The organism is Streptococcus bovismuti, from assembly GCF_042436615.2.
Taxonomy (GTDB): domain Bacteria; phylum Bacillota; class Bacilli; order Lactobacillales; family Streptococcaceae; genus Streptococcus.
Genome location: NZ_JBHMFR020000003.1, coordinates 34,217 through 53,710 on the forward strand (window position 1 = coordinate 34,217; position 19,494 = coordinate 53,710).

The following is a 19,494-nucleotide window of genomic DNA, read 5'->3' on the forward strand; positions in this document are numbered from 1 at the left end:
ATATGAAGAGTGCTTATCTGCCTATTTACTAATAGTTATGGAGGTAAGGTCATGGGCGCTATTATGGAATTTGCAACAGAAAAACAGATTGAATCACATCTTTCAACTTGTCACATTGAAGGGCAAAAGAATTTTCTGATGGCTTTCAAGAAAAAGACATGGTTGAAATCCTTTATTGATTTTTTCATTATAGGTGGTTCCTACTATGTTCAGTCGAGTGTGAAGCCTAAAATTCTAGCATTCACACCTAAGGGGATTTACTTGATGGACATCAGTGATGTAACAGAAAATCATTCTAATCACGTCGTGGAGATGCCTTGGGATGACGTTAAAGATTTTACTTATCAGACAGTCTTGAATACAGTTAGGCTGAACTGGAACTATGAAAATGAATCCTTTATTTTTTCTGTGGATGTCGGTCAGATTAGTCAGCGTCTGGGCCAGTATCAATTTAACAAAGACCATTATGACTATTTAGCCCAACACGATTTCTTTCAGTCGAAATAAAACTCTAGTAATCATGGCTACAAAAGAATCTGGAAGTTTTTCTGGATTCTTTTTTGGCTTTACTCGATAAGTATATAGTTTGAAACTATAACTAGCTCTTGAAAAGAAGAAAATGAGTTGATGAAAATAAGTGGTACAATAGTTACTATAGATTTGGAGGTATTGTATGAGCAAGGAATTACACATTAACACAATTTTGGCCCAGGCGGGTATCAAGTCAGATGAAGCGACAGGAGCTTTGGTGACACCGCTTCATTTTTCAACGACCTATCAGCATCCAGAGTTTGGTAAATCTACTGGATTTGACTATACGCGCACCAAAAACCCAACTCGCAGTAAGGCGGAAGAAGTCTTGGCGGCTATTGAGTCAGCAGACTATGCCCTAGCTACTAGCTCAGGAATGTCAGCTATTGTACTGGCCTTTAGCGTCTTTCCAGTAGGAAGTAAGGTCTTGGCTGTCCGTGACCTTTACGGTGGTTCTTTCCGCTGGTTCAATCAAGTGGAGCAGGAAGGCCGTTTCCATTTCACCTATGCCAATACGGAAGAAGAGTTGATTGTCGAGTTAGAAAAAGATGTGGATGTTCTCTATATCGAAACCCCAACCAACCCCTTGATGTTGGAATTTAATATTGAAAAACTAGCAAAATTGGCTCATGCTAAGGGTGCCAAAGTGGTGGTGGACAATACCTTCTACAGTCCTATCTACCAACGTCCGATTGAAGATGGAGCAGATATCGTCCTTCATTCAGCAACTAAGTATCTAGCAGGTCACAATGATGTCTTGGCTGGAGTGGTTGTGACCAATAGTTTAGAACTATACGAGAAGCTTTTCTACAATCTCAATACGACAGGGGCAGTCTTGTCACCATTTGACAGCTATCAATTGATTCGTGGTCTCAAAACCTTGTCTCTTCGTATGGAGCGCTCAACAGCCAATGCTCAAGAAGTGGTTGCTTTTTTGAAGGATTCTCCAGCAGTTAAGGAAGTTCTCTACACTGGTCGTGGGGGGATGATTTCCTTTAAAGTAGCAGATGAAAAACGTATTCCTCATATTTTGAACAGCCTCAAGGTCTTCTCTTTTGCGGAAAGTTTGGGTGGGGTGGAAAGTCTTATTACTTATCCAACGACACAAACTCATGCTGATATTCCAGCAGAAGTGCGCCATTCTTATGGTTTGACAGATGACCTCTTGCGTTTGTCGATTGGGATTGAGGATGCTAGAGATTTGATTGCAGATTTGCGCCAAGCATTAGAAGGATAAGACAAAGATGGGAAAATATGATTTTACAAGCCTGCCCAATCGTTTAGGGCACCACACCTATAAATGGAAAGAGGCAGAAACGGATAGTGAGGTCCTACCAGCTTGGATAGCGGATATGGACTTTGTAGTCTTGCCTGAAATCCGCCAAGCCGTGCAAACTTACGCTGATCAACTGGTTTATGGCTATACCTATGCCAGTGAAGAGTTAATTAAGGAAGTTCAAAAGTGGGAAGCCACACAACACGGTTACCACTTTGACAAAGAGGCTCTTGTCTTTATCGAGGGTGTGGTACCAGCCATCTCAACAGCTATTCAAGCCTTTACAAAAGAAGGCGAGGCGGTTTTGATTAACACACCTGTCTATCCACCCTTTGCACGCAGTGTCAAGTTGAACAACCGTAGATTGATTACCAATTCTTTGGTGGAAAAGGATGGTCTGTTTGAGATTGACTTTGATCAACTTGAAAAGGATTTGGTGGAAGAGGACGTCAAACTCTATATTCTTTGCAACCCTCACAATCCTGGTGGACGTGTTTGGGAAAAGGAAGTGTTGGAGAAGATTGGCCAACTCTGCCAAAAACACGGTGTTTTCTTGGTTTCGGATGAGATTCACCAAGATTTGGCCCTCTTTGGTCACAAGCATCATTCCTTCAATACCATTAATCCTGCCTTCAAAGATTTTGCGATTGTCTTGAGCAGTGCCACTAAAACCTTTAATATTGCGGGGACAAAAAATTCCTATGCAGTCATTGAAAATCCTAAGTTGAGACTGGCTTACCAGAAACGCCAGTTGGCTAATAATCAACATGAAATTTCAGGCTTGGGTTATTTGGCGACAGAAGCTGCCTATCGATATGGGAAGGATTGGCTAGAGGAACTCAAGCAAGTCTTTGAAGACCACATCAATTATGTGGTGGATTTATTTGGTAAAGAGACTAAAATCAAGGTTATGAAACCGCAAGGAACCTACTTGATTTGGCTTGATTTTTCAGCCTATGACCTGACTGATGAAAGATTGCAAGAGCTGTTGAGAAATGAAGCTAAGGTTATCCTCAACCGTGGTTTGGATTTTGGGGAGGAAGGAAGTCTCCATGCCCGCCTCAATGTAGCCATGCCTAAACCTCTGTTGCAAGAAGTTTGTCAGCGGATTGTGGCGACTTTTGCCAAACTTTAAAAATCCAGCCTTCTAGGGGAAAAGTCTTCCTAGGAGGCTATTTTCATAGAGGAAAATATGGTATAATAAAAAGATAAGGTAAAGGTAGAAATATGGCTAAATTGATTCCGGGGAAAGTCCGTATCGAAGGCGTTGCCCTTTATGAAACTGGTAAAGTTGACATCATCAAGGAAAAGAATAATCGGCTCTACGCTCGTGTTGCAGAAGAAGAACTGCGCTATAGTTTAGAGGATGATTTGGTTTTTTGTGCCTGCGATTTTTTCCAAAAGAGGGGCTACTGTGTGCACTTGGCGGCGCTGGAGCATTTTCTAAAAAATGATGAGCGTGGTCAGGAAATCTTGCAGAGTCTGGAAGAAGGTCATGAAGAAAAAGAGGCCGTTGAAACCAAGGTGACCTTGGGTGGAAAATTTTTGGACCGAATCTTGCCTCCAAAAGCAGAACGTGCCTATGAATTATCGGCTGTGGGGCAAGTGGAAGCAGGAACCAATCATATCTTGTGGACCCTTAGAATCGGGCAAATCAATAGCCAAAAATACTATGTCATTCGGGACATTCCACTCTTTTTAAGGGTTGTCGAGCAGAGAAAACCTTATATGATTGGTAAAACTTATGAGGAGTCTCTGTTTTTGGAAGCCTTTGATGAAGCTAGCCAAGAACTTCTGACTTTCTTGCGCGGACTAATAGAGGAAGGACTGACTCCAGACCTCTTTTTCCAAAATCAAGGCCGACACCTTTTTTTCCCTCTGACCTTTTTTGAGCAGGGTGTGAATTTACTGATGACCCTGCCCCATTTTCAATTTGACCATCAAGTAGATAGTTACCAAACCCTGCTTTTTCAAGATATGAATGCGGATGCCAATCTATTTGCCTTTACAGTAACAGAATACTCTGACTATTTTGAAATGGAAATCAGCGAGAGCCCTAGGGTCAATGTCTTTTATCAGGGGACTGTACTTTTCCATAAAGGACAGGTTTATTTTCTAACAGACCAGCAGGTGCGTCTTCTCAAAGAAATCAAAACGCTGCCTGTGGATCAACACGGAAAGAAATACCTGCAATTTGATAGCAGTGACCGCGATAAATTGGCTTCCTGTCTAACTCTCTTTGGCCAGATGGGTACCGTTTCAGCTCCAGAACGTCTACAAATCAAATCCTTTGCACCCTCTTTTTACTTTGACAGGGAAGAAGACAATCGGATTCGTTTAGAAATCCAGTTTGATTATGGAGACAGCCAGGTCTCTAGCCGACAAGAGCTGGAAAAATTACCATTTTCGAGTGATGCTGACTTAGAAGAAAGAGTTTTCCAAGTCGGTTTGGCAGCTGGATTTGAAGCAGACTTTCAATCTTGGCGTCAGGCCTTAAAAGCGGAGTCTGTCTATCATTTCTTCCATGAAATCATTCCAGTCTTTGAAAAACTCGGGAATGTTGATTTATCAGACAAGCTAGAAGAAATTTATAGCCTAGCAAGCCCTCAAGTGCAGATTGCTTCCAAGGGAGGCCTCTTGGAAATCCAGTTTGATTTTCAAGATATTGCCCAAGAGGAAATTGACCAAGCCATGCAGGCCTTGGTTGCCAATCAAGATTTTTACATTGGTGCGTCCAATCAAGTCTACTTTTTCGATGAAGAAACCAAGAAAATTCGCCAAAATCTACAGGAACTGGGGCAGTTTGAATTAAAAGATGGGGCCTTGCAGGCTCGAAAATCCTTGGCCTATAGTTTAGCTCATCTTTTTGAAGGGCGTGACCGTGTTTCTTTTTCACAAGAATTCCAGAATTTGGCCCAGGATTTAACGCATCCAGAGGACTTCCCACGACAAGCAACTCAGGTTCAGGCTGATTTACGAGATTATCAGGAAAAGGGAATCGGCTGGCTGCAAATGCTCCACCATTATGGTTTTGGTGGGATTTTGGCTGATGATATGGGACTTGGTAAAACCCTTCAGACCATTGCTTTTTTGACCAGTCAGGTGACAAAAGAAAGTCGGGTTTTGATTTTAGCTCCGTCAGGTTTGATTTACAACTGGGCAGATGAGTTTCAGAAATTTGCCCCACAGTTGGATGTGGCTGTTGTTCATGGCTTGAAAGCTAGTCGTGAAGAGATTCTTGCTGAGAGCCATCAAATCTATGTGACGAGCTATGCTACCTTCCGTCAGGATAGTGAGCTTTATCAGGGGATGGCCTTTGACTTCCTTTTCTTAGATGAAGCTCAGGTTATGAAAAATGCCCAGACCAAGATTGCCCAGACCTTGAGACAATTTGTAGTGCCGTCAGTTTTTGCCTTATCAGGGACTCCTATTGAAAACCATCTGGGTGAGCTGTGGTCTATTTTCCAAATCGTTATGCCAGGACTCTTGCCAAGCCAGAAAGAATTTATGAAATTGCCAGCTGAGCGAGTAGCTCAGTTTATCAAGCCTTTCGTTATGCGACGCAAGAAAGAAGAAGTTCTGACTGAATTGCCAGATTTGATAGAAGTCGTTTATAAGAATGAACTGGAAGACCAGCAAAAGGCTATCTATCTAGCCCAGTTACAACAGATGCGGGAACGACTGGCTCAAGTGTCAGACCAGGAATTCCAACGAAGTCGAGTGGAAATCTTGTCTGGTCTGATGCGCTTGCGTCAAATCTGTGACACCCCTGCCCTCTTTATGGAGGATTATCAGGGTGCCAGTGGCAAACTGGATAGTCTTCGAGACCTGCTGGTACAGGTGGCAGACGGCGGACACCGTGTCTTAATTTTCTCGCAGTTCAAGGGAATGTTGGAGAAAATTGAACAAGAACTGCCAGACTTGGGCTTGACTTCCTTTAAAATTACGGGGTCAACCCCAGCCAAGGAAAGACAAGATATGACCAAGGCCTTTAACCAAGGGGAAAGAGATGCCTTTCTGATTTCCCTTAAGGCAGGTGGTGTCGGTCTGAACCTGACAGGTGCTGATACGGTTATATTGGTTGACCTTTGGTGGAATCCTGCGGTGGAAGCGCAAGCTATTGGCCGTGCCCATCGGATAGGTCAGGAAGAAACGGTTGAGGTTTATCGCTTAGTGACCAGGGGAACCATTGAAGAAAAAATTCAGGAACTCCAAGAACAAAAGAAACATCTAGTGTCACAAGTATTGGACGGCACAGAGTCACGTGGCAGTCTGACCCTAGCAGAAATTAGAGAAATTTTGGGAATTTCTGAAGCCAGCACTTGAAAAATCAAGACAATACGCTATAATGAAGTGTTGAAAGGAAATAGAAAATGAGAGAAGAACGATTTCCATTGGTCTCAGATGATGAGGTCATGCTGACTGAGATGCCGGTTATGGACCTCTATGATGAATCTGACTTTATCAGTAATATCAAGGGAGAATACCGTGATAAGAATTATCTGGAGTGGGCCCCTATTACTGAAGAAAAACCAGTCAAACCGATTGAAAATCCAGTAGAGAAACCTAAGAAGTCTGGTTTAGGAGTTAAAAAAGAAGGAAAGAGCTATGCGGAGGTGGCGCGTGAAGAAGCGCGTGCGGACTTGAAAAAGAAACGCTCAGCAAGTTATCTGACTAAGGATATTACTCCTACAAGACGCCATTCTCAGCCAAGTCTAGTTAGACAGGGCAATCAACCTACAGCGCCTTTCCAAAAGGAAAATCCTGGTGAATTTGTCAAATATAGCCAAAAATTGACCCAGTCTCATTACATCTTGGCGGAAGAAGTGAGCAATATTTCGATTCAAGCTGAGACAAAAGAAACTTCAGGCCCAAAGAAAAACAACTATGATTTTCTGAAGAAGAGTCAAATTTACAATAAAAAGAATAAACAAAAAGAACAAGAACGTCAGGTCGCCCAAGAGTTGAATCTGACAAGAATTACGGAATAGGGGAGAAAACATGTCAAAGACATATCATTTTATCGGAATTAAGGGATCAGGGATGAGTGCCTTGGCCTTGATGTTGCACCAAATGGGGCATAAGGTACAGGGTTCAGATGTTGAAAAGTACTACTTTACTCAACGTGGTCTTGAGCAGGCAGGAATTACCATTCTTCCTTTTGATGAAAAGAATCTAGACGGTGATATGGAAATTATCGCTGGAAATGCCTTTCGTCCAGATAACAACGTTGAAATTGCCTATGCAGACCAAAATGGTATCAGCTACAAACGTTACCATGAGTTCCTAGGTAGCTTTATGCGTGACTTTGTTAGCATGGGAGTTGCTGGAGCGCACGGAAAAACTTCAACGACAGGTATGTTGTCTCATGTCTTGTCTCATATCACAGATACTAGTTTCTTGATTGGAGACGGTACAGGTCGTGGTTCAGCCAATGCCAAATATTTTGTCTTTGAATCTGACGAATATGAGCGTCACTTCATGCCTTACCACCCAGAATATTCTATTATCACCAACATTGACTTTGACCATCCAGACTATTTCACAAGCCTAGAGGATGTTTTCAATGCATTTAACGACTATGCTAAACAAATTACCAAAGGTTTGTTTATCTACGGAGAAGATGCTGAATTGCGTAAGATTACAGCCAATGCTCCGATTTATTATTATGGTTTTGAAGCAGAAGGTAATGACTTTGTCGCTAGTGATCTTCTTCGTTCAACAACTGGTTCAACCTTCACAGTTCATTTCCGTGGACAAGACTTGGGGCAATTCCATATTCCAACCTTTGGTCGTCACAATATCATGAATGCGACAGCCGTTATTGGTCTTCTTTATACAGCTGGATTTGATTTGAACTTAGTTCGTGAACACTTGAAAACATTTGCCGGTGTTAAGCGTCGTTTCACTGAGAAAATTGTCAATGATACGGTGATTATCGATGACTTTGCCCACCATCCAACAGAAATCATTGCTACTTTGGATGCGGCTCGTCAAAAATATCCAAGTAAAGAGATCGTAGCAATCTTCCAACCGCATACCTTTACTAGAACTATTGCCCTGTTGGACGACTTTGCCCACGCTTTGAACCAGGCGGATGCAGTTTACCTAGCGCAAATTTATGGATCTGCTCGTGAAGTAGACCATGGTGATGTTAAGGTAGAAGACCTAGCCAATAAAATCAATAAGAAACACCAAGTGATCACTGTTGAAAATGTTTCTCCACTCCTAGACCATGACAATGCTGTTTACGTCTTTATGGGAGCAGGAGATATCCAAACCTATGAATACTCATTTGAGCGACTCTTGTCTAACTTGACAAGCAATGTTCAATAGGCTATCCACATGGAAATTCCAATTAAGATCATTCAGGCAAGTAAGTCTGATTTACCTGAAATAGAGGCACTTCAGGCTTCATCTTTTTCAGCTGACAAGCAGCAACCTTCCCATATTTTAGAAGAAAGTATCCGTAAGTCTACGGATACCTTTCTTCTAGCTAGGGATGAAAATCAGCTTCTGGGCTATGTTCTAGGCGGACCTCAGCTCCACAATCCGCAATGTCTAGAAGTACATTCTTTAGTCATTGATGATGACCATCAGAGACAGGGCTTGGGAACGCTTCTTCTTGCGGCTTTGAAAGAGGTGGCGGTTGAGCAGTATTACAAAGCTATTCGTTTGAAGAGTCCTGATGAGTTGCTTTCCTATTTTGAAATGAACGGTTTTATTGATGAAGAAGAGGTAGATTCGCTTTATGCAGCTAGCCAGGGTTATAGTATGATTTGGTTTAATCCCTTTTATCTGGAGGCACAATGAAAATCAGACAAGCAAGATTAGAAGATTTAGATCGTATCGTTGAGATTGAACTAGAAAATTTCTCACTTGAAGAAGCCATTCCTCGCTCGGTTTTTGAAGCTCATTTGCGAGAAATTCAGACATCTTTTCTGGTTGCAGAAAAAGAGGGCAGAATCATGGGGTATATAGAAGGGCCAGTTGGACCACACCGCCATCTGCAGGATCAGTCTTTTACAGAAGAGATAGAAGACCATAGTCATGAGTCTGGTGGTTATATCTCTGTGACCTGTCTTTCTATTGCCAAGGAGGCACAGGGCCTTGGACTTGGTCAAAAATTACTAACAGCCTTGAAAGAGTTGGCGCTTGAACACGAAAGAGAAGGCATTAACCTAACCTGTCATGACTATCTCATCGCCTACTACGAAAAGCATGGATTTGTCAATGAAGGCCAGTCCCAGTCAACCTTTGCAGGGGAAACCTGGTATGATATGGTCTGGGAAGCTAAAAAATAAGCTAGAAAAGCATGCTAGGTTGCTTTTCTTTCGTTTTTAAGATATAATATTATGGATTGTCAACGAGGAGGATAAACTTTTGAGTGAAAAGCCAAGAGAAGACGAAAAATTAAGCTTTAAAGAGCAGATTTTGCGTGATTTAGAAAAAGTAAAACGTTATGAAGGGATTCGCCAAGAAGCCGCTGAGCTTGCTGAAAAAAAATCAGCTTTGCCTGTCCCTGACACAAAAATCGCTGATGAAGAGGTAATGAATGCATCCCTATCAGCTGTTGAAAAAATTATGGAGAATGCACCACGTGTTCCACAGCATCCTAGTGAAGATGTGTCTGCATCACCGGCAGATGAATTAAGAGAAGAAGCTCCGATTACTCCTAGTCACCCTAGTCAAGATGTTCCAGCTTCACCAGCTGAAGCAAGTCCATCAAGACCGGTTCCAGGACCAGAGGCTAGTCGTCCACAAAGGGTCGAAAGAGATGTGAATGCAACTCCAACAAGAGTAGCTGTTTCTTATAAGACTGAAACTGAAAAAGAGCCTCAGAAAGAAGTAGTAAAACCAGAACCAGTTACGGAATCGGAAACGGTTGAAGTCATTACTGAAACTCCACGTCGTAGTCGCCGTGAGACAGTTAAACCAGTTAAGAAGAAAAAATCACATTTGAAGGCTTTCTTCATTTCACTACTGATTTTCCTTGCCCTGATTTCGGCAGGTGGTTACTTCGGTTATCAGTATGTTCAGTCATCTTTATTACCAGTTGATGCTAATTCTAAGCAGTATGTAACCGTTCAAATCCCAGAAGGTTCCAATGTCCAAGAGATTGGATCAGCACTTGAAAATGCTGGTGTGATTAAACACGGAGTGATTTTTGCTTTCTACGCTAAATATAAGAATTATTCAGATTTGAAGGCTGGATATTACAATTTGAAAAAGAGCATGAGTACAGAGGATATCATTAAGGAACTACAAAAAGGTGGTACTCCTGAACCTCAAGAACCTTCACTTGCAGATTTAACGATTCCAGAAGGATATACAATTGATCAAATCGCCCAAGCTGTAGGCCAATTACAAGGTGAATTTAAAGAACCTTTGACAGCGGAAGCCTTCTTGGCTAAAGTTCAAGATGACAACTTTATCAGTCAAGAAGTTGCTAAATATCCAAACCTACTCGAAAGTTTGCCAACGAAAGAAAGTGGAGCTCGTTATCGTTTAGAAGGTTATCTTTTCCCAGCGACCTACTCTATCAAGGAAAGCACAACTATTGAAAGCTTGATTGATGAGATGTTGGCAGCTATGGATAAAACATTGACTCCGCACTATAGTGCAATTAAGTCTAAGAACTTGACAGTTAATGAATTGCTAACAATTGCTTCACTTGTTGAAAAAGAAGGGGCTAAGACTGAAGATCGTAAGTTGATTGCAGGTGTTTTCTACAACCGTTTGAATCTTGGTATGCCACTTCAAAGCAATATTGCAATCTTGTATGCTCAAGGCAAACTTGGCCAAAATATTAGCCTAGCAGATGACGCTGGAATTGATACATCGATTAATTCACCATACAATGTTTATACAAAACCTGGTTTGATGCCTGGTCCAGTGGATAGTCCAAGTCAGGACGCGATTGAGGCAAGTATTAACCAAACAAAGAGTGAAAACCTATACTTTGTAGCAAATGTTACAGATGGTAAAGTCTATTACGCAGTGACTCAGGAAGAACATGATCGTAATGTAGCTGAGCACGTCAATAGCAAGCTTACTCAAAATAGTAGTTCAAACTAAGACTACACAAATGATAATCTCAGATAGAGATTCAATACTATCGAAAGAAAGTTGAGAAAAATGGCAGAAAAAACATATCCTATGACCCTTGCGGAAAAGGAAAAACTTGAAAAAGAATTAGAAGAATTGAAATTGGTTCGCAGACCAGAAGTGGTAGAACGCATTAAGATTGCCCGTTCATACGGTGACCTTTCTGAAAACAGTGAATACGAAGCGGCTAAGGATGAACAAGCCTTTGTTGAAGGACAAATCTCTAGCTTGGAAACAAAAATCCGTTATGCTGAAATCGTCAATAGCGACTCAGTTGCCGATGATGAAGTAGCGATTGGTAAAACAGTTACTATCCAAGAAATTGGTGAGGACGAAGAAGAAGTTTATATTATCGTAGGTTCAGCGGGTGCGGATGCCTTTGCAGGTAAGGTTTCAAATGAAAGCCCAATTGGACAAGCCTTGATTGGCAAGAAAACAGGTGATACAGCAACCATTGAAACGCCTGTTGGTAGCTATGATGTAAAAATCTTGAAGGTTGAAAAAACAGCCTAAAAACAGAAAAAAGGAGTGGGGAGGCGATGCGCTTCACTCACTCCTTTTTCCATTTTAAATTGAATTGGAGACGTTATGAGTTCAAAGAAGAAAAAAAATAAGATGGAGCGTGGTTTAACTAATCGTCACGTACAGGTTATGGCCATTGCGGGAACAATCGGAACAGGACTCTTTTTGGGAGCGGGTCGCTCTATCAGCTTAACAGGTCCTTCCATTGTACTGATTTATATGATTACTGGGGCTTTTATGTTCCTCATGATGCGTGCGGTTGGGGAAATGCTCTACCAAGATCCTGAGCAACATACCTTTATCAACTTTATAACGCGCCATTTGGGTAAGGGCTGGGGTTATTTCTCGGTTTGGTCTTACTGGCTATCCGTTGTCTTTATCGGTATGGCGGAAATCACTGCTATCTCACACTATGTTCAGTTCTGGTTTCCTAGCTGGCCAAGTTGGATGATTGAGATTGGATTTTTGACCATTTTAGCCTTGGTCAATCTGATTGCGGTTAAGCTCTTTGGGGAAGTTGAGTTTTGGTTTGCTATGGTCAAGATTGTAGCTATTTTAGCTATGATTGCGACAGGAGTCTTTATGGTCTTGACAGGCTTTAAGACACCTCATGGAGTAGCAAGTTTGGCTAATATTGCCGACAATTTCTCCCTCTTCCCAAATGGTGGAGTGAACTTTGTCATGGCCTTCCAGATGGTTTTCTTTGCTTATCTCATGATTGAGTTTATCGGGGTAACAACTTCTGAAACCAAAAATCCACGTCAGGTCTTGCCAAAAGCCGTTAAGGAAATTCCTTTGCGTATCGTCTTTTTCTATGGTGGGGCTCTCTTGGCCATTATGTCCATCATCCCATGGCGTGAACTTGCATCGGCTGATTCTCCTTTTGTTACAGTATTTGAATTGGCAGGTATTAAGTGGGCAGCAGCTTTGATTAACTTCGTCGTTTTGACCTCAGCAGCATCTGCTCTTAACTCAACCCTTTATTCAACAGGACGTCATTTGTACCAGATTGCTCATGATTCGCCAAATCCATTCTTAAAGGCGATTAAGGCAGATACTCTTTCTCGTCACAATGTGCCACAAAATGCCATCATCGCTTCAGCAATTTTGATTGCCCTCGCAGCCTTTATCAACGTCTTGCCAGGAGTTTCGGATGCCTTTGCCTTGATTACGGCATCATCATCAGGTGTCTATATCGCCATTTATATCTTGATTATGGTGGCTCACCTTAAATACCGCAAGTCACCAGACTTTATGGCGGATGGCTATCTCATGCCCCATTATCGTTTCTTAAATCCTTTAACCATGCTCTTCTTTGCCTTTGTCTTTGTAACCCTCTTTTTACAAGAGTCTACATTTGTAGGAGCAATCGGATCAGCTATCTGGATTATCGGTTTTGGGATTTATAGCCAGTGGAAATTTAGAAAATAGATTTGAAACTCATCAACTTAGGTTGGTGGGTTTTTGTTTTAAAATCAAGTCAAAAAACACCAGAGTCTAAAGTGACTTTGGTGTTTTTTGACTTGATTTTAAAACATCTTGCTCTAGACTGATGTTGTTAGTTATTCCTCATCTTCTGGAGGGAATGGAATGCCAGTTTTATTCAGTCTTTGAACGTCTTGGACGAATATGTTCTTTGCTTCAAATATCTTTGCTAGTGGGAAGAGGTTGTTTTGGGCATCCATGTAATGAAGAAGAATATTAGCTCGTTCAATGCCCTTAGGGTTATTTTGTCGAAGTAGATTGTGAACTTCATATATGTTTAAATTAAATAGGTTATATACTGAATATGCATTATGGAATTCTTTAGACATTATGATCTTCAACTTATAGATGAGATTTTCTGCTTTATCGTAGTATCCATAGCGAGAATATGCTCTAACTAAAAGCGTTCCAGTTGTAGTATATCTGCGATAAAACTGATCAGTTATATACTTGAAATCTTCCAATCCTTTCATAATTAGCTTTTCGATGTATTCAAGGAATTTTAACTCAAAAAATTGAATCTTAAACATTAAAAGAATTTCAATAATAGTAAAATCACGAAGATAAAGAGTATCAATATTAAATATATAGTTGATCAAGTAATTAACAGCTTCTTCTTCATCAGGAGTAAATTTATCTATTGTATGTCCTTTTGCTTGATTTAAAATGCCTAATTTTAGTATGTAATACTCTATGATATTTCCCCAGTCACTTTTCTTTCCTAGTATTTGCCTAGCTTTCATTCTATCATTTTGATATAATGCATTTAGAATTTGTTTTGATCTTTGAGTTCCATCATCTTGAATATGTAACACTTCTGCATAGTCTTCTCCATCTAAGTTAAATCTGTTCAAAAGATCAAAAAAAGTATCGACTTTGATAGTGGCTAACCCTTTTTCAAAGCGACTGAGGTTATTGGGAGTAATAGCATCTCCAGCAGCCTCTTTAAGAGTCATATTACGATCTTGACGGATTTTTTGAATGATTTCTCCATAGTGTTTCGGTTCCATGATTATCTCCTTAGTCTTGATTTATTTTATTATAACTTAATTTTCTATAATTTTGAAAAAATCTACTGTTTTTAGTAGATTTTTTTGGAAAAGTCGGGGGGAAGTATAATATTCTACTGTTTTGGGTAGAAATATCCAAAAAGGGGATTATTTACTGTATAATCAAGTCAATTAAAAGTAAAGGAGATAAGGATGAAAAAGTCCCTGGTTATAACAACTGCTACAGTTGCTGGTTTGGGAGTCGCTGCAACTACTCAAACAGCCTTTGCCACAGAAGCCCCAACTGAAAACACAGTAACGGCTACGGTCAACGACAAGGTCACAGACAAAGACCTGTCTGACGCTGAAAAACGTGCTGTGGATTCAGCTAAAGACGCGGACCAAAAAGCAAAAGACGCTGAACAAGCCAAAGATACGCTTAATAAAGCGCAAAAAGACAAAGACGCTAAGAAAACTGCAAAAGAAGTTCTTGAAAAAGCCCTTGAAAAGGCCAAAGATGCTACACCTGAGAAAATCCAAAAGGAAACAGAAGATGTAGACGCTAAAGAAAAGGCTAAAACAGACAAAGAAGCCGAAGCCAAAGATAAGGCTGACCAAGTGACTAAAAAGTCTGACGAAGCCAAACTCGCTAAAGATGAGCTTGACAAGGCTCGTACAGGTGTCGAAAAAGCTGACAAAGAGGTAAAAGACGCAACAGACGACTATGACCCAGCAGCGAAAGACAAGGCTCAAAAAGAAAAAGATGACGCGGATAAAGATGTTCTTGTAAAAGACAAAGCTAAACGTGATGCGGAAACAGAGCTAGAAAAAGCAAAAGAAGACGACAAAACGCGTGAAGCTAAGAAAGTTCAAGAACGCCAAAACAAAGCCGACAAAGAAGCAGATAAAACAGCAAAAGAAGGCGCTGTCAAAGACGCGGAAAAAGCCGTTAAAGATGCTGAAGAAAAACTGAAAACAGCACAATATCCGACAGATGTAACCGTAACTCCAGAATGGCTTGCTAAAGCTAAAGAGCTTATCAAACGTCGTATGGATAAATACCCAGAACCATATCCAAATATGGACGGTATGGATGCAGACCAAATCGACAAAGCGGATGAAGAATGGAACGCTCGCTATACAGTTTGGTTGGAACAATATCGTAAAGATATTCGCCGACTAGAAGAAGAGTTGACTGAACTAGACCGTGAAACAAATGAAAAATGGATGGAAAAAATCGGTAGCATTAGCGAAAATGGAATCAAAGACGGAGAAAATGATGTCAAATATGACCCAAATAACCTTCCTCAAGATATCGTTAATGACTTAAACAACCATTTTGTTACTCTTTTAAACAATCTTCGTAAACAATTAGACTTACCAGAAGCAAAACTAAACACAAATAATAAAGATTTTGCCAAAGAAGTTGCTAAAGTCTATAAAGACAATGACTACCAAGACCTTAGCCATTTTGGACGTGGGATTAATGACGTTGCACGAAAAAGAGGCTTGATTGCATCTGATAATCCAGGTGTTGATACTCATAGTCAATATTATGAAGACCTCATGAATATTCCAATGGGTTCAGATAAAATGACTAGACAAGAACTCATTGCTCGTATGACAGAAACATTCTTATCATTCTTTGCAGAAGGATACTTGACTGGTGGATATGGTCACTTTTATAGTCTTCTACATGCCGATACTTTAGGCTTGAACACATCAATCATCAAAGGTGGACAGCTTTTAACTGACCTTGGTGACCCTGATTTCACATATGTATTCCGTATTCATGTTTTAAAAGTGAAAGGTGAAAAATACATCGATAACGATGATACCGATATCCAAAAATCTAAATACGACGAACTCTACGGACCAAACTCTAAAGTCAATCTTCCAACCCCGACTCTACAAAGCAAACAAGAAGTAGAAGCGGAATTGGAAAAAGCTAAAGGAGATAAGAAGACGGCTGAAGATAACTTGGAACAAGTGAAAACAGAGCTTCAAGAAATTGAGAAACGCATTGCCGAACTTGAAAAAGAAGTGTCTGAAACACCTGCTAAAGAAGCAAAACGTGCGGAAGCTGTAAAAGAGCTTGAAAAAGCCCAAGAAAAAGCAGAAGACGCTCAACGTAAGCTAGAACGTGTGACACTGGACGATAATGCCAAATCATTGCGTCTAGAAAAAGCTCGCAAGGCAAAAGACGAAGCGGATAAAGAATTGGCTAAGAAATTGTCTGAAAGTCAGCAAAAAGATAAAGACTTGGAAACTGCGAAGATTGACCGTTTGAAAGCGGACAAAGAATTGAAAGACGCGGAAGACGCACTTCAAAAAGCAAAAGACAAGTTGGCAGAAACACTTCGTTTGAGTCAAGAAAAAGGCAAACTGGAAGCAGAATTGAAAGCTAAGTCAAAAGAGTTGGATGAACTCTGCAAACACGTAGATGATTTGAAACGTGACGTGAAGCAAAAAGAAGACGAAGCAGAGAAAGCGAGAAAAGCAAAAGACGAAGCAGAACGCGAGTATCAAAAATTGCTCCTTCGTAAGACAATCGACGACGCTCTCATTCCAGAGAAACCAGAATTCAAAGGTGGTGTAAACGGCCCAGGTGCTATTCAACCAGAACTACCAGAATTCCCACTTGATCAATTACCTAAGGATGAGCCGAAAATTGACGAACCAAAAGTTGAGCGACCAAAAGTAGAACAGCCTAAGACAGAAGAACCTAAGGGAGAGCAGCCCAAAGTTGAACAACCAAAGACAGAAGAACCCAAAGCTGAACAACCGAAAGTAGAGCAACCAAAAGGTGAAGAACCAAATCAAGAGCCGAAAGGTGACAGACCAAGTGACCAACAGAATGCCAACAAACCAGATCAAGATGGTGACCATAACGTGAAACCTGTTGGTCCAGAACCAAGTTACCAAGCGCCTGCAGTTCTATCTCCAGCCCAAGAAGAAGCTGGACAAAAAGCATTGCCAAATACTGGCAGTCAAGTCAGCCTACTAGCTTTATTAGGATATGGCTTCTTGGCAGGATTAGGAATTATTTTAAAGAAAAAAGAGGGATAAAAATTGAAAAAGAAATTTGCATTTGTATTATCGTTAGTAACGAGCTTATTGCTTCTCGCAGCCTGCTCATCAGCAGATGGGACTTATGTCTATCAAGGTAGCATGCCATTTATGGAAGAAGCAACTGTGACTATCCAAATCAAGGGTGATAAGGGACAAGTTCATACCAAAGGAAAAACGATTGGTATCCTGACAGAAGGAAAACCAACGGAGCAGACAGACGAGATGAAGGTCAATCAGAAAGAAAAGACTCTTGAATTGTCTTCACTGAAACTAGGTTATGAAATCAAAGGTGGAGAGTTAACTATTACTTCAGATCCTTCCGGTATACTAGCTGGTAAATCTTTTAAAAAGAAATAAAAGGAGGTATTATGTCCAAGAAAAGTATCTTAAGTGGCTTGTTAGTGGCTAGCTCAGTGCTTTTATTAGCAGCCTGTGGGCAACAAGCTAGCCAGACGAGCGAGGGAGAATCGACTGACACTACAGTCCAAACCAGTGCTTCAGAAGATAAAAAAGCTGAACAAGCTAAGATTGATTACCAGATTGTATTTCAGAATATCTTAGATTCCTATCGAGAGCGAGTTAAGGCAGCACAAAAACAACAAATGCCACAGAACTCGACAGGTGACAAAGAAGAGTCTTATATTGATTCCATTTTGTTTGATTACCAAGGGAAAGATATCAGCTACACTTTCTACGATATCAATAAGGATGGAAAGAAAGAATTGCTGATTAAGCAAGATAAGGTTCTACTTGGGATTTACTATCTGACAGATCAAGGAGCTCAGCTGGTCAAGGCAGGTGGTGTTGCGGGAAAAGGTGGTTCACGTCAAATCTTGATTCCTTATGAAAATGGAGCTATCTCTTACTTGATTTTCAGTGCTTCTAGGCCAGAGGGCATTGCTAAAACCTATCTCTTTGCAGATGGTCGTTATCAGGAAGCCAGCTCAGTCAACTATGATTTAAGAGAGACAGATGATCCTTCAAGTTTACAAGGGCTAGATGGAATTAAAAAGATCGATTTAGAAGGCTTGAACTGGTTGATTTTTGATGATGCTTCAGCTAGTCGTCCCTTTATTGACCTAGAGGAGCAGTCCAAGGGACCTGGTGCTCATCTGACTGAGATTTACCAGAAAAACTTCAGTAGTATTAAAGGAACTTGGAAGAATAACAAGGGTGGAGAAATCACTTTTGATGAAAATGGATTTACAAATGGGGCAGTTTTGACTCCAGCAGCACCAAAGATTGTAAATAATATGGCAAAATTTGGCATGGGTTCAAGTTCAGGACCTGGAGGTGCATCTGTTACCTTGATTCCACAAGGAGTTGTGCATCCAGACTTTAATGCAGGAGATACAACTTACACAGATGCGTCTGACAGTAGCAAGGATCGTTTGTTGATTGCCCAATATGCAGGTGCATTATCCGATCCAAACGAATTTTATTATAAGGTTAGTGAGTAAAAAGGAGAAATAGAAGATGAAACTAAAACACGTATTGACAGGATCAGTAATGGGGTTGAGCCTCGTAACAGCAGGAGTTATCACAACAAGTGTGCTTCCAACTAACAGTGTAGAAGCTGCAGAATACCGTAATATTTATGCGGATGTAACTGCTCAGATGGGACTAGATGGAAACTTGTACTTGGAAGTAGTTGGGGATCGTTCAGATGTCTCTGTTTCAAGTACCTTGTTACATTCTTTTGAAGTTTTAGAAGCAGATACAGGACGAGTATTAATTTCAAATGGTACTTTAAGGATTGATCCAGTTACAAATGGGGAAGCTAAGAAAAATGTTGGTAGAGCAAAGTTTAATTTATCTTTGCGAAATGGGAACCCTTACCCTGATGGAACTTATCTGGTTTCGTTTAAGGATTGGACCCTTTCTCATGAATCAGGTTACTTTACTTTAGTTGGAGCTATTAAATTGACAATTAAAGATGGAGAATTTGTTAAGTATGAAAAAGTTAACTTGAAGCCAGAATCAACACCAATACCTGAGCCAAAAACTCCAGAACAGCCAAGTGGAAAGAATGGTTGGGTAGGTCGTTCTTACTACCAAAATGGCCAAAAAGTTTTCAGCAAATGGATCTATGATTCACAGTATAAGTCATATTTTTATTTGAATGCTGCTGGTGACTATGTTGAAAATGCTTGGGTAGGGAACTACTATCTTAAATCAGGTGGCTACATGGCTAAGAGTGAATGGATTTATGATGCTAATTACGGATCTTACTATTACTTGACATCAGAAGGAAGCTATGCGCGTAATGCTTGGTCAGGAAGCTATTACCTCAAATCAAACGGTAAGATGGCTAAGAATGAGTGGATTTATGACAATGATTACAAAGCATATTACTATTTGACATCAGAAGGTAGCTACGCTCGTAACAAATGGGTAGGAGATTATTACCTTAAATCAAATGGTAAGATGGCTGTTAGCGAACGTACACCAGATGGTTATCGTGTAGATGGATCTGGTAAATGGATCAAATAATTTCGTTCTAACATTCGA

General features: G+C 40.6%; 16 protein-coding genes. 15 read left to right on the forward strand and 1 reads right to left on the reverse strand.

Annotation, left to right across the window (positions count from 1 at the left end; all coding sequences use genetic code 11):
• Positions 1-51 precede the first annotated feature (51 nt).
• The 11 genes from ACERDH_RS04670 to ACERDH_RS04720 all read left to right on the forward strand — a co-directional run bounded on the left by ACERDH_RS04670 (position 52) and on the right by ACERDH_RS04720 (position 12,868).
• Complete coding sequence (locus ACERDH_RS04670) at positions 52-507, forward strand: hypothetical protein (protein ID WP_386683556.1); 456 nt, start codon at positions 52-54, stop codon at positions 505-507.
• Positions 508-673: 166 nt separating this feature from the next.
• Positions 674-1,768, forward strand: coding sequence for a cystathionine gamma-synthase (locus tag ACERDH_RS04675; protein ID WP_386683559.1), 1,095 nt, complete (start codon positions 674-676; stop codon positions 1,766-1,768).
• Positions 1,769-1,775: 7 nt separating this feature from the next.
• Positions 1,776-2,942: a MalY/PatB family protein gene (locus ACERDH_RS04680; RefSeq protein WP_212573972.1), complete on the forward strand. Its 1,167-nt coding sequence runs from the start codon at positions 1,776-1,778 to the stop codon at positions 2,940-2,942.
• 92 nt (positions 2,943-3,034) lie between these two features.
• A complete protein-coding gene (locus ACERDH_RS04685) occupies positions 3,035-6,133 on the forward strand; it encodes a pilus expression-regulating Snf2 family helicase (RefSeq protein ID WP_386683563.1) in 3,099 nt (1,032 codons plus the stop codon).
• Between the two features lie 47 nt (positions 6,134-6,180).
• Positions 6,181-6,798 (forward strand): divisome accessory protein ZapJ, encoded by a 618-nt coding sequence (gene zapJ, locus ACERDH_RS04690; protein WP_386683566.1) that lies wholly within the window; start codon positions 6,181-6,183, stop codon positions 6,796-6,798.
• Between the two features lie 10 nt (positions 6,799-6,808).
• The gene (murC, locus tag ACERDH_RS04695) at positions 6,809-8,143 is read left to right on the forward strand and encodes a UDP-N-acetylmuramate--L-alanine ligase (RefSeq protein ID WP_386683569.1); all 1,335 of its coding nucleotides are present in this window, start codon (positions 6,809-6,811) and stop codon (positions 8,141-8,143) included.
• 9 nt (positions 8,144-8,152) lie between these two features.
• On the forward strand, positions 8,153-8,620 hold the full coding sequence (locus tag ACERDH_RS04700) for a GNAT family N-acetyltransferase (protein WP_386683572.1): 468 nt from the start codon (positions 8,153-8,155) through the stop codon (positions 8,618-8,620).
• On the forward strand, positions 8,617-9,111 hold the full coding sequence (locus tag ACERDH_RS04705) for a GNAT family N-acetyltransferase (RefSeq protein ID WP_386683575.1): 495 nt from the start codon (positions 8,617-8,619) through the stop codon (positions 9,109-9,111). The genes ACERDH_RS04700 and ACERDH_RS04705 overlap by 4 nt, the downstream gene beginning before the upstream one ends.
• 79 nt (positions 9,112-9,190) lie before the next feature.
• A complete protein-coding gene (gene mltG / locus ACERDH_RS04710; protein WP_386683578.1) occupies positions 9,191-10,885 on the forward strand; it encodes an endolytic transglycosylase MltG in 1,695 nt (564 codons plus the stop codon).
• Positions 10,886-10,945: 60 nt separating this feature from the next.
• Positions 10,946-11,428, forward strand: coding sequence for a transcription elongation factor GreA (greA, locus tag ACERDH_RS04715; protein ID WP_000818748.1), 483 nt, complete (start codon positions 10,946-10,948; stop codon positions 11,426-11,428).
• Between the two features lie 75 nt (positions 11,429-11,503).
• Positions 11,504-12,868: an amino acid permease gene (locus ACERDH_RS04720; RefSeq protein WP_000095647.1), complete on the forward strand. Its 1,365-nt coding sequence runs from the start codon at positions 11,504-11,506 to the stop codon at positions 12,866-12,868.
• A 131-nt stretch (positions 12,869-12,999) separates the two neighbouring features.
• On the opposite strand, the gene ACERDH_RS04725 is transcribed toward ACERDH_RS04720, so the two are convergent.
• Entirely contained in the window at positions 13,000-13,932 is a 933-nt protein-coding gene (locus tag ACERDH_RS04725) for a helix-turn-helix domain-containing protein (protein ID WP_024057423.1), read from the reverse strand.
• A gap of 192 nt (positions 13,933-14,124) precedes the next feature.
• On the opposite strand from ACERDH_RS04725, the gene ACERDH_RS04730 reads away from it, so the two are divergent.
• Genes ACERDH_RS04730 through ACERDH_RS04745 form a run of 4 tightly spaced genes read left to right on the forward strand, consistent with a single transcriptional unit; the run spans position 14,125 to position 19,476 of the window.
• On the forward strand, positions 14,125-16,980 hold the full coding sequence (locus ACERDH_RS04730; RefSeq protein ID WP_024057424.1) for an LPXTG cell wall anchor domain-containing protein: 2,856 nt from the start codon (positions 14,125-14,127) through the stop codon (positions 16,978-16,980).
• A 3-nt stretch (positions 16,981-16,983) separates the two neighbouring features.
• Positions 16,984-17,340 carry a hypothetical protein gene (locus tag ACERDH_RS04735; protein ID WP_024057425.1) on the forward strand — a complete coding sequence of 119 codons (357 nt, stop codon included), beginning with the start codon at positions 16,984-16,986 and terminating at the stop codon, positions 17,338-17,340.
• 11 nt (positions 17,341-17,351) lie between these two features.
• Positions 17,352-18,443 carry a DUF6287 domain-containing protein gene (locus ACERDH_RS04740; RefSeq protein ID WP_386683585.1) on the forward strand — a complete coding sequence of 364 codons (1,092 nt, stop codon included), beginning with the start codon at positions 17,352-17,354 and terminating at the stop codon, positions 18,441-18,443.
• 16 nt (positions 18,444-18,459) lie between these two features.
• Positions 18,460-19,476 (forward strand): PspC-like choline-binding domain-containing protein, encoded by a 1,017-nt coding sequence (locus ACERDH_RS04745; protein WP_386683588.1) that lies wholly within the window; start codon positions 18,460-18,462, stop codon positions 19,474-19,476.
• Positions 19,477-19,494 lie beyond the last annotated feature (18 nt).

Excerpts from the sequence above, each read along its gene's own strand:
- ACERDH_RS04670 (WP_386683556.1), top strand. The coding sequence starts at position 52 with ATGGGCGCTATTATGGAATTTGCAACAGAAAAACAGATTGAATCACAT.
- ACERDH_RS04675 (WP_386683559.1), top strand. The coding sequence starts at position 674 with ATGAGCAAGGAATTACACATTAACACAATTTTGGCCCAGGCGGGTATC.
- ACERDH_RS04680 (WP_212573972.1), top strand. The coding sequence starts at position 1,776 with ATGGGAAAATATGATTTTACAAGCCTGCCCAATCGTTTAGGGCACCAC.
- ACERDH_RS04685 (WP_386683563.1), top strand. The coding sequence starts at position 3,035 with ATGGCTAAATTGATTCCGGGGAAAGTCCGTATCGAAGGCGTTGCCCTT.
- zapJ (WP_386683566.1), top strand. The coding sequence starts at position 6,181 with ATGAGAGAAGAACGATTTCCATTGGTCTCAGATGATGAGGTCATGCTG.
- murC (WP_386683569.1), top strand. The coding sequence starts at position 6,809 with ATGTCAAAGACATATCATTTTATCGGAATTAAGGGATCAGGGATGAGT.
- ACERDH_RS04700 (WP_386683572.1), top strand. The coding sequence starts at position 8,153 with ATGGAAATTCCAATTAAGATCATTCAGGCAAGTAAGTCTGATTTACCT.
- ACERDH_RS04705 (WP_386683575.1), top strand. The coding sequence starts at position 8,617 with ATGAAAATCAGACAAGCAAGATTAGAAGATTTAGATCGTATCGTTGAG.
- greA (WP_000818748.1), top strand. The coding sequence starts at position 10,946 with ATGGCAGAAAAAACATATCCTATGACCCTTGCGGAAAAGGAAAAACTT.
- ACERDH_RS04720 (WP_000095647.1), top strand. The coding sequence starts at position 11,504 with ATGAGTTCAAAGAAGAAAAAAAATAAGATGGAGCGTGGTTTAACTAAT.
- ACERDH_RS04725 (WP_024057423.1), bottom strand. The coding sequence starts at position 13,932 with ATGGAACCGAAACACTATGGAGAAATCATTCAAAAAATCCGTCAAGAT.
- ACERDH_RS04730 (WP_024057424.1), top strand. The coding sequence starts at position 14,125 with ATGAAAAAGTCCCTGGTTATAACAACTGCTACAGTTGCTGGTTTGGGA.
- ACERDH_RS04740 (WP_386683585.1), top strand. The coding sequence starts at position 17,352 with ATGTCCAAGAAAAGTATCTTAAGTGGCTTGTTAGTGGCTAGCTCAGTG.
- ACERDH_RS04745 (WP_386683588.1), top strand. The coding sequence starts at position 18,460 with ATGAAACTAAAACACGTATTGACAGGATCAGTAATGGGGTTGAGCCTC.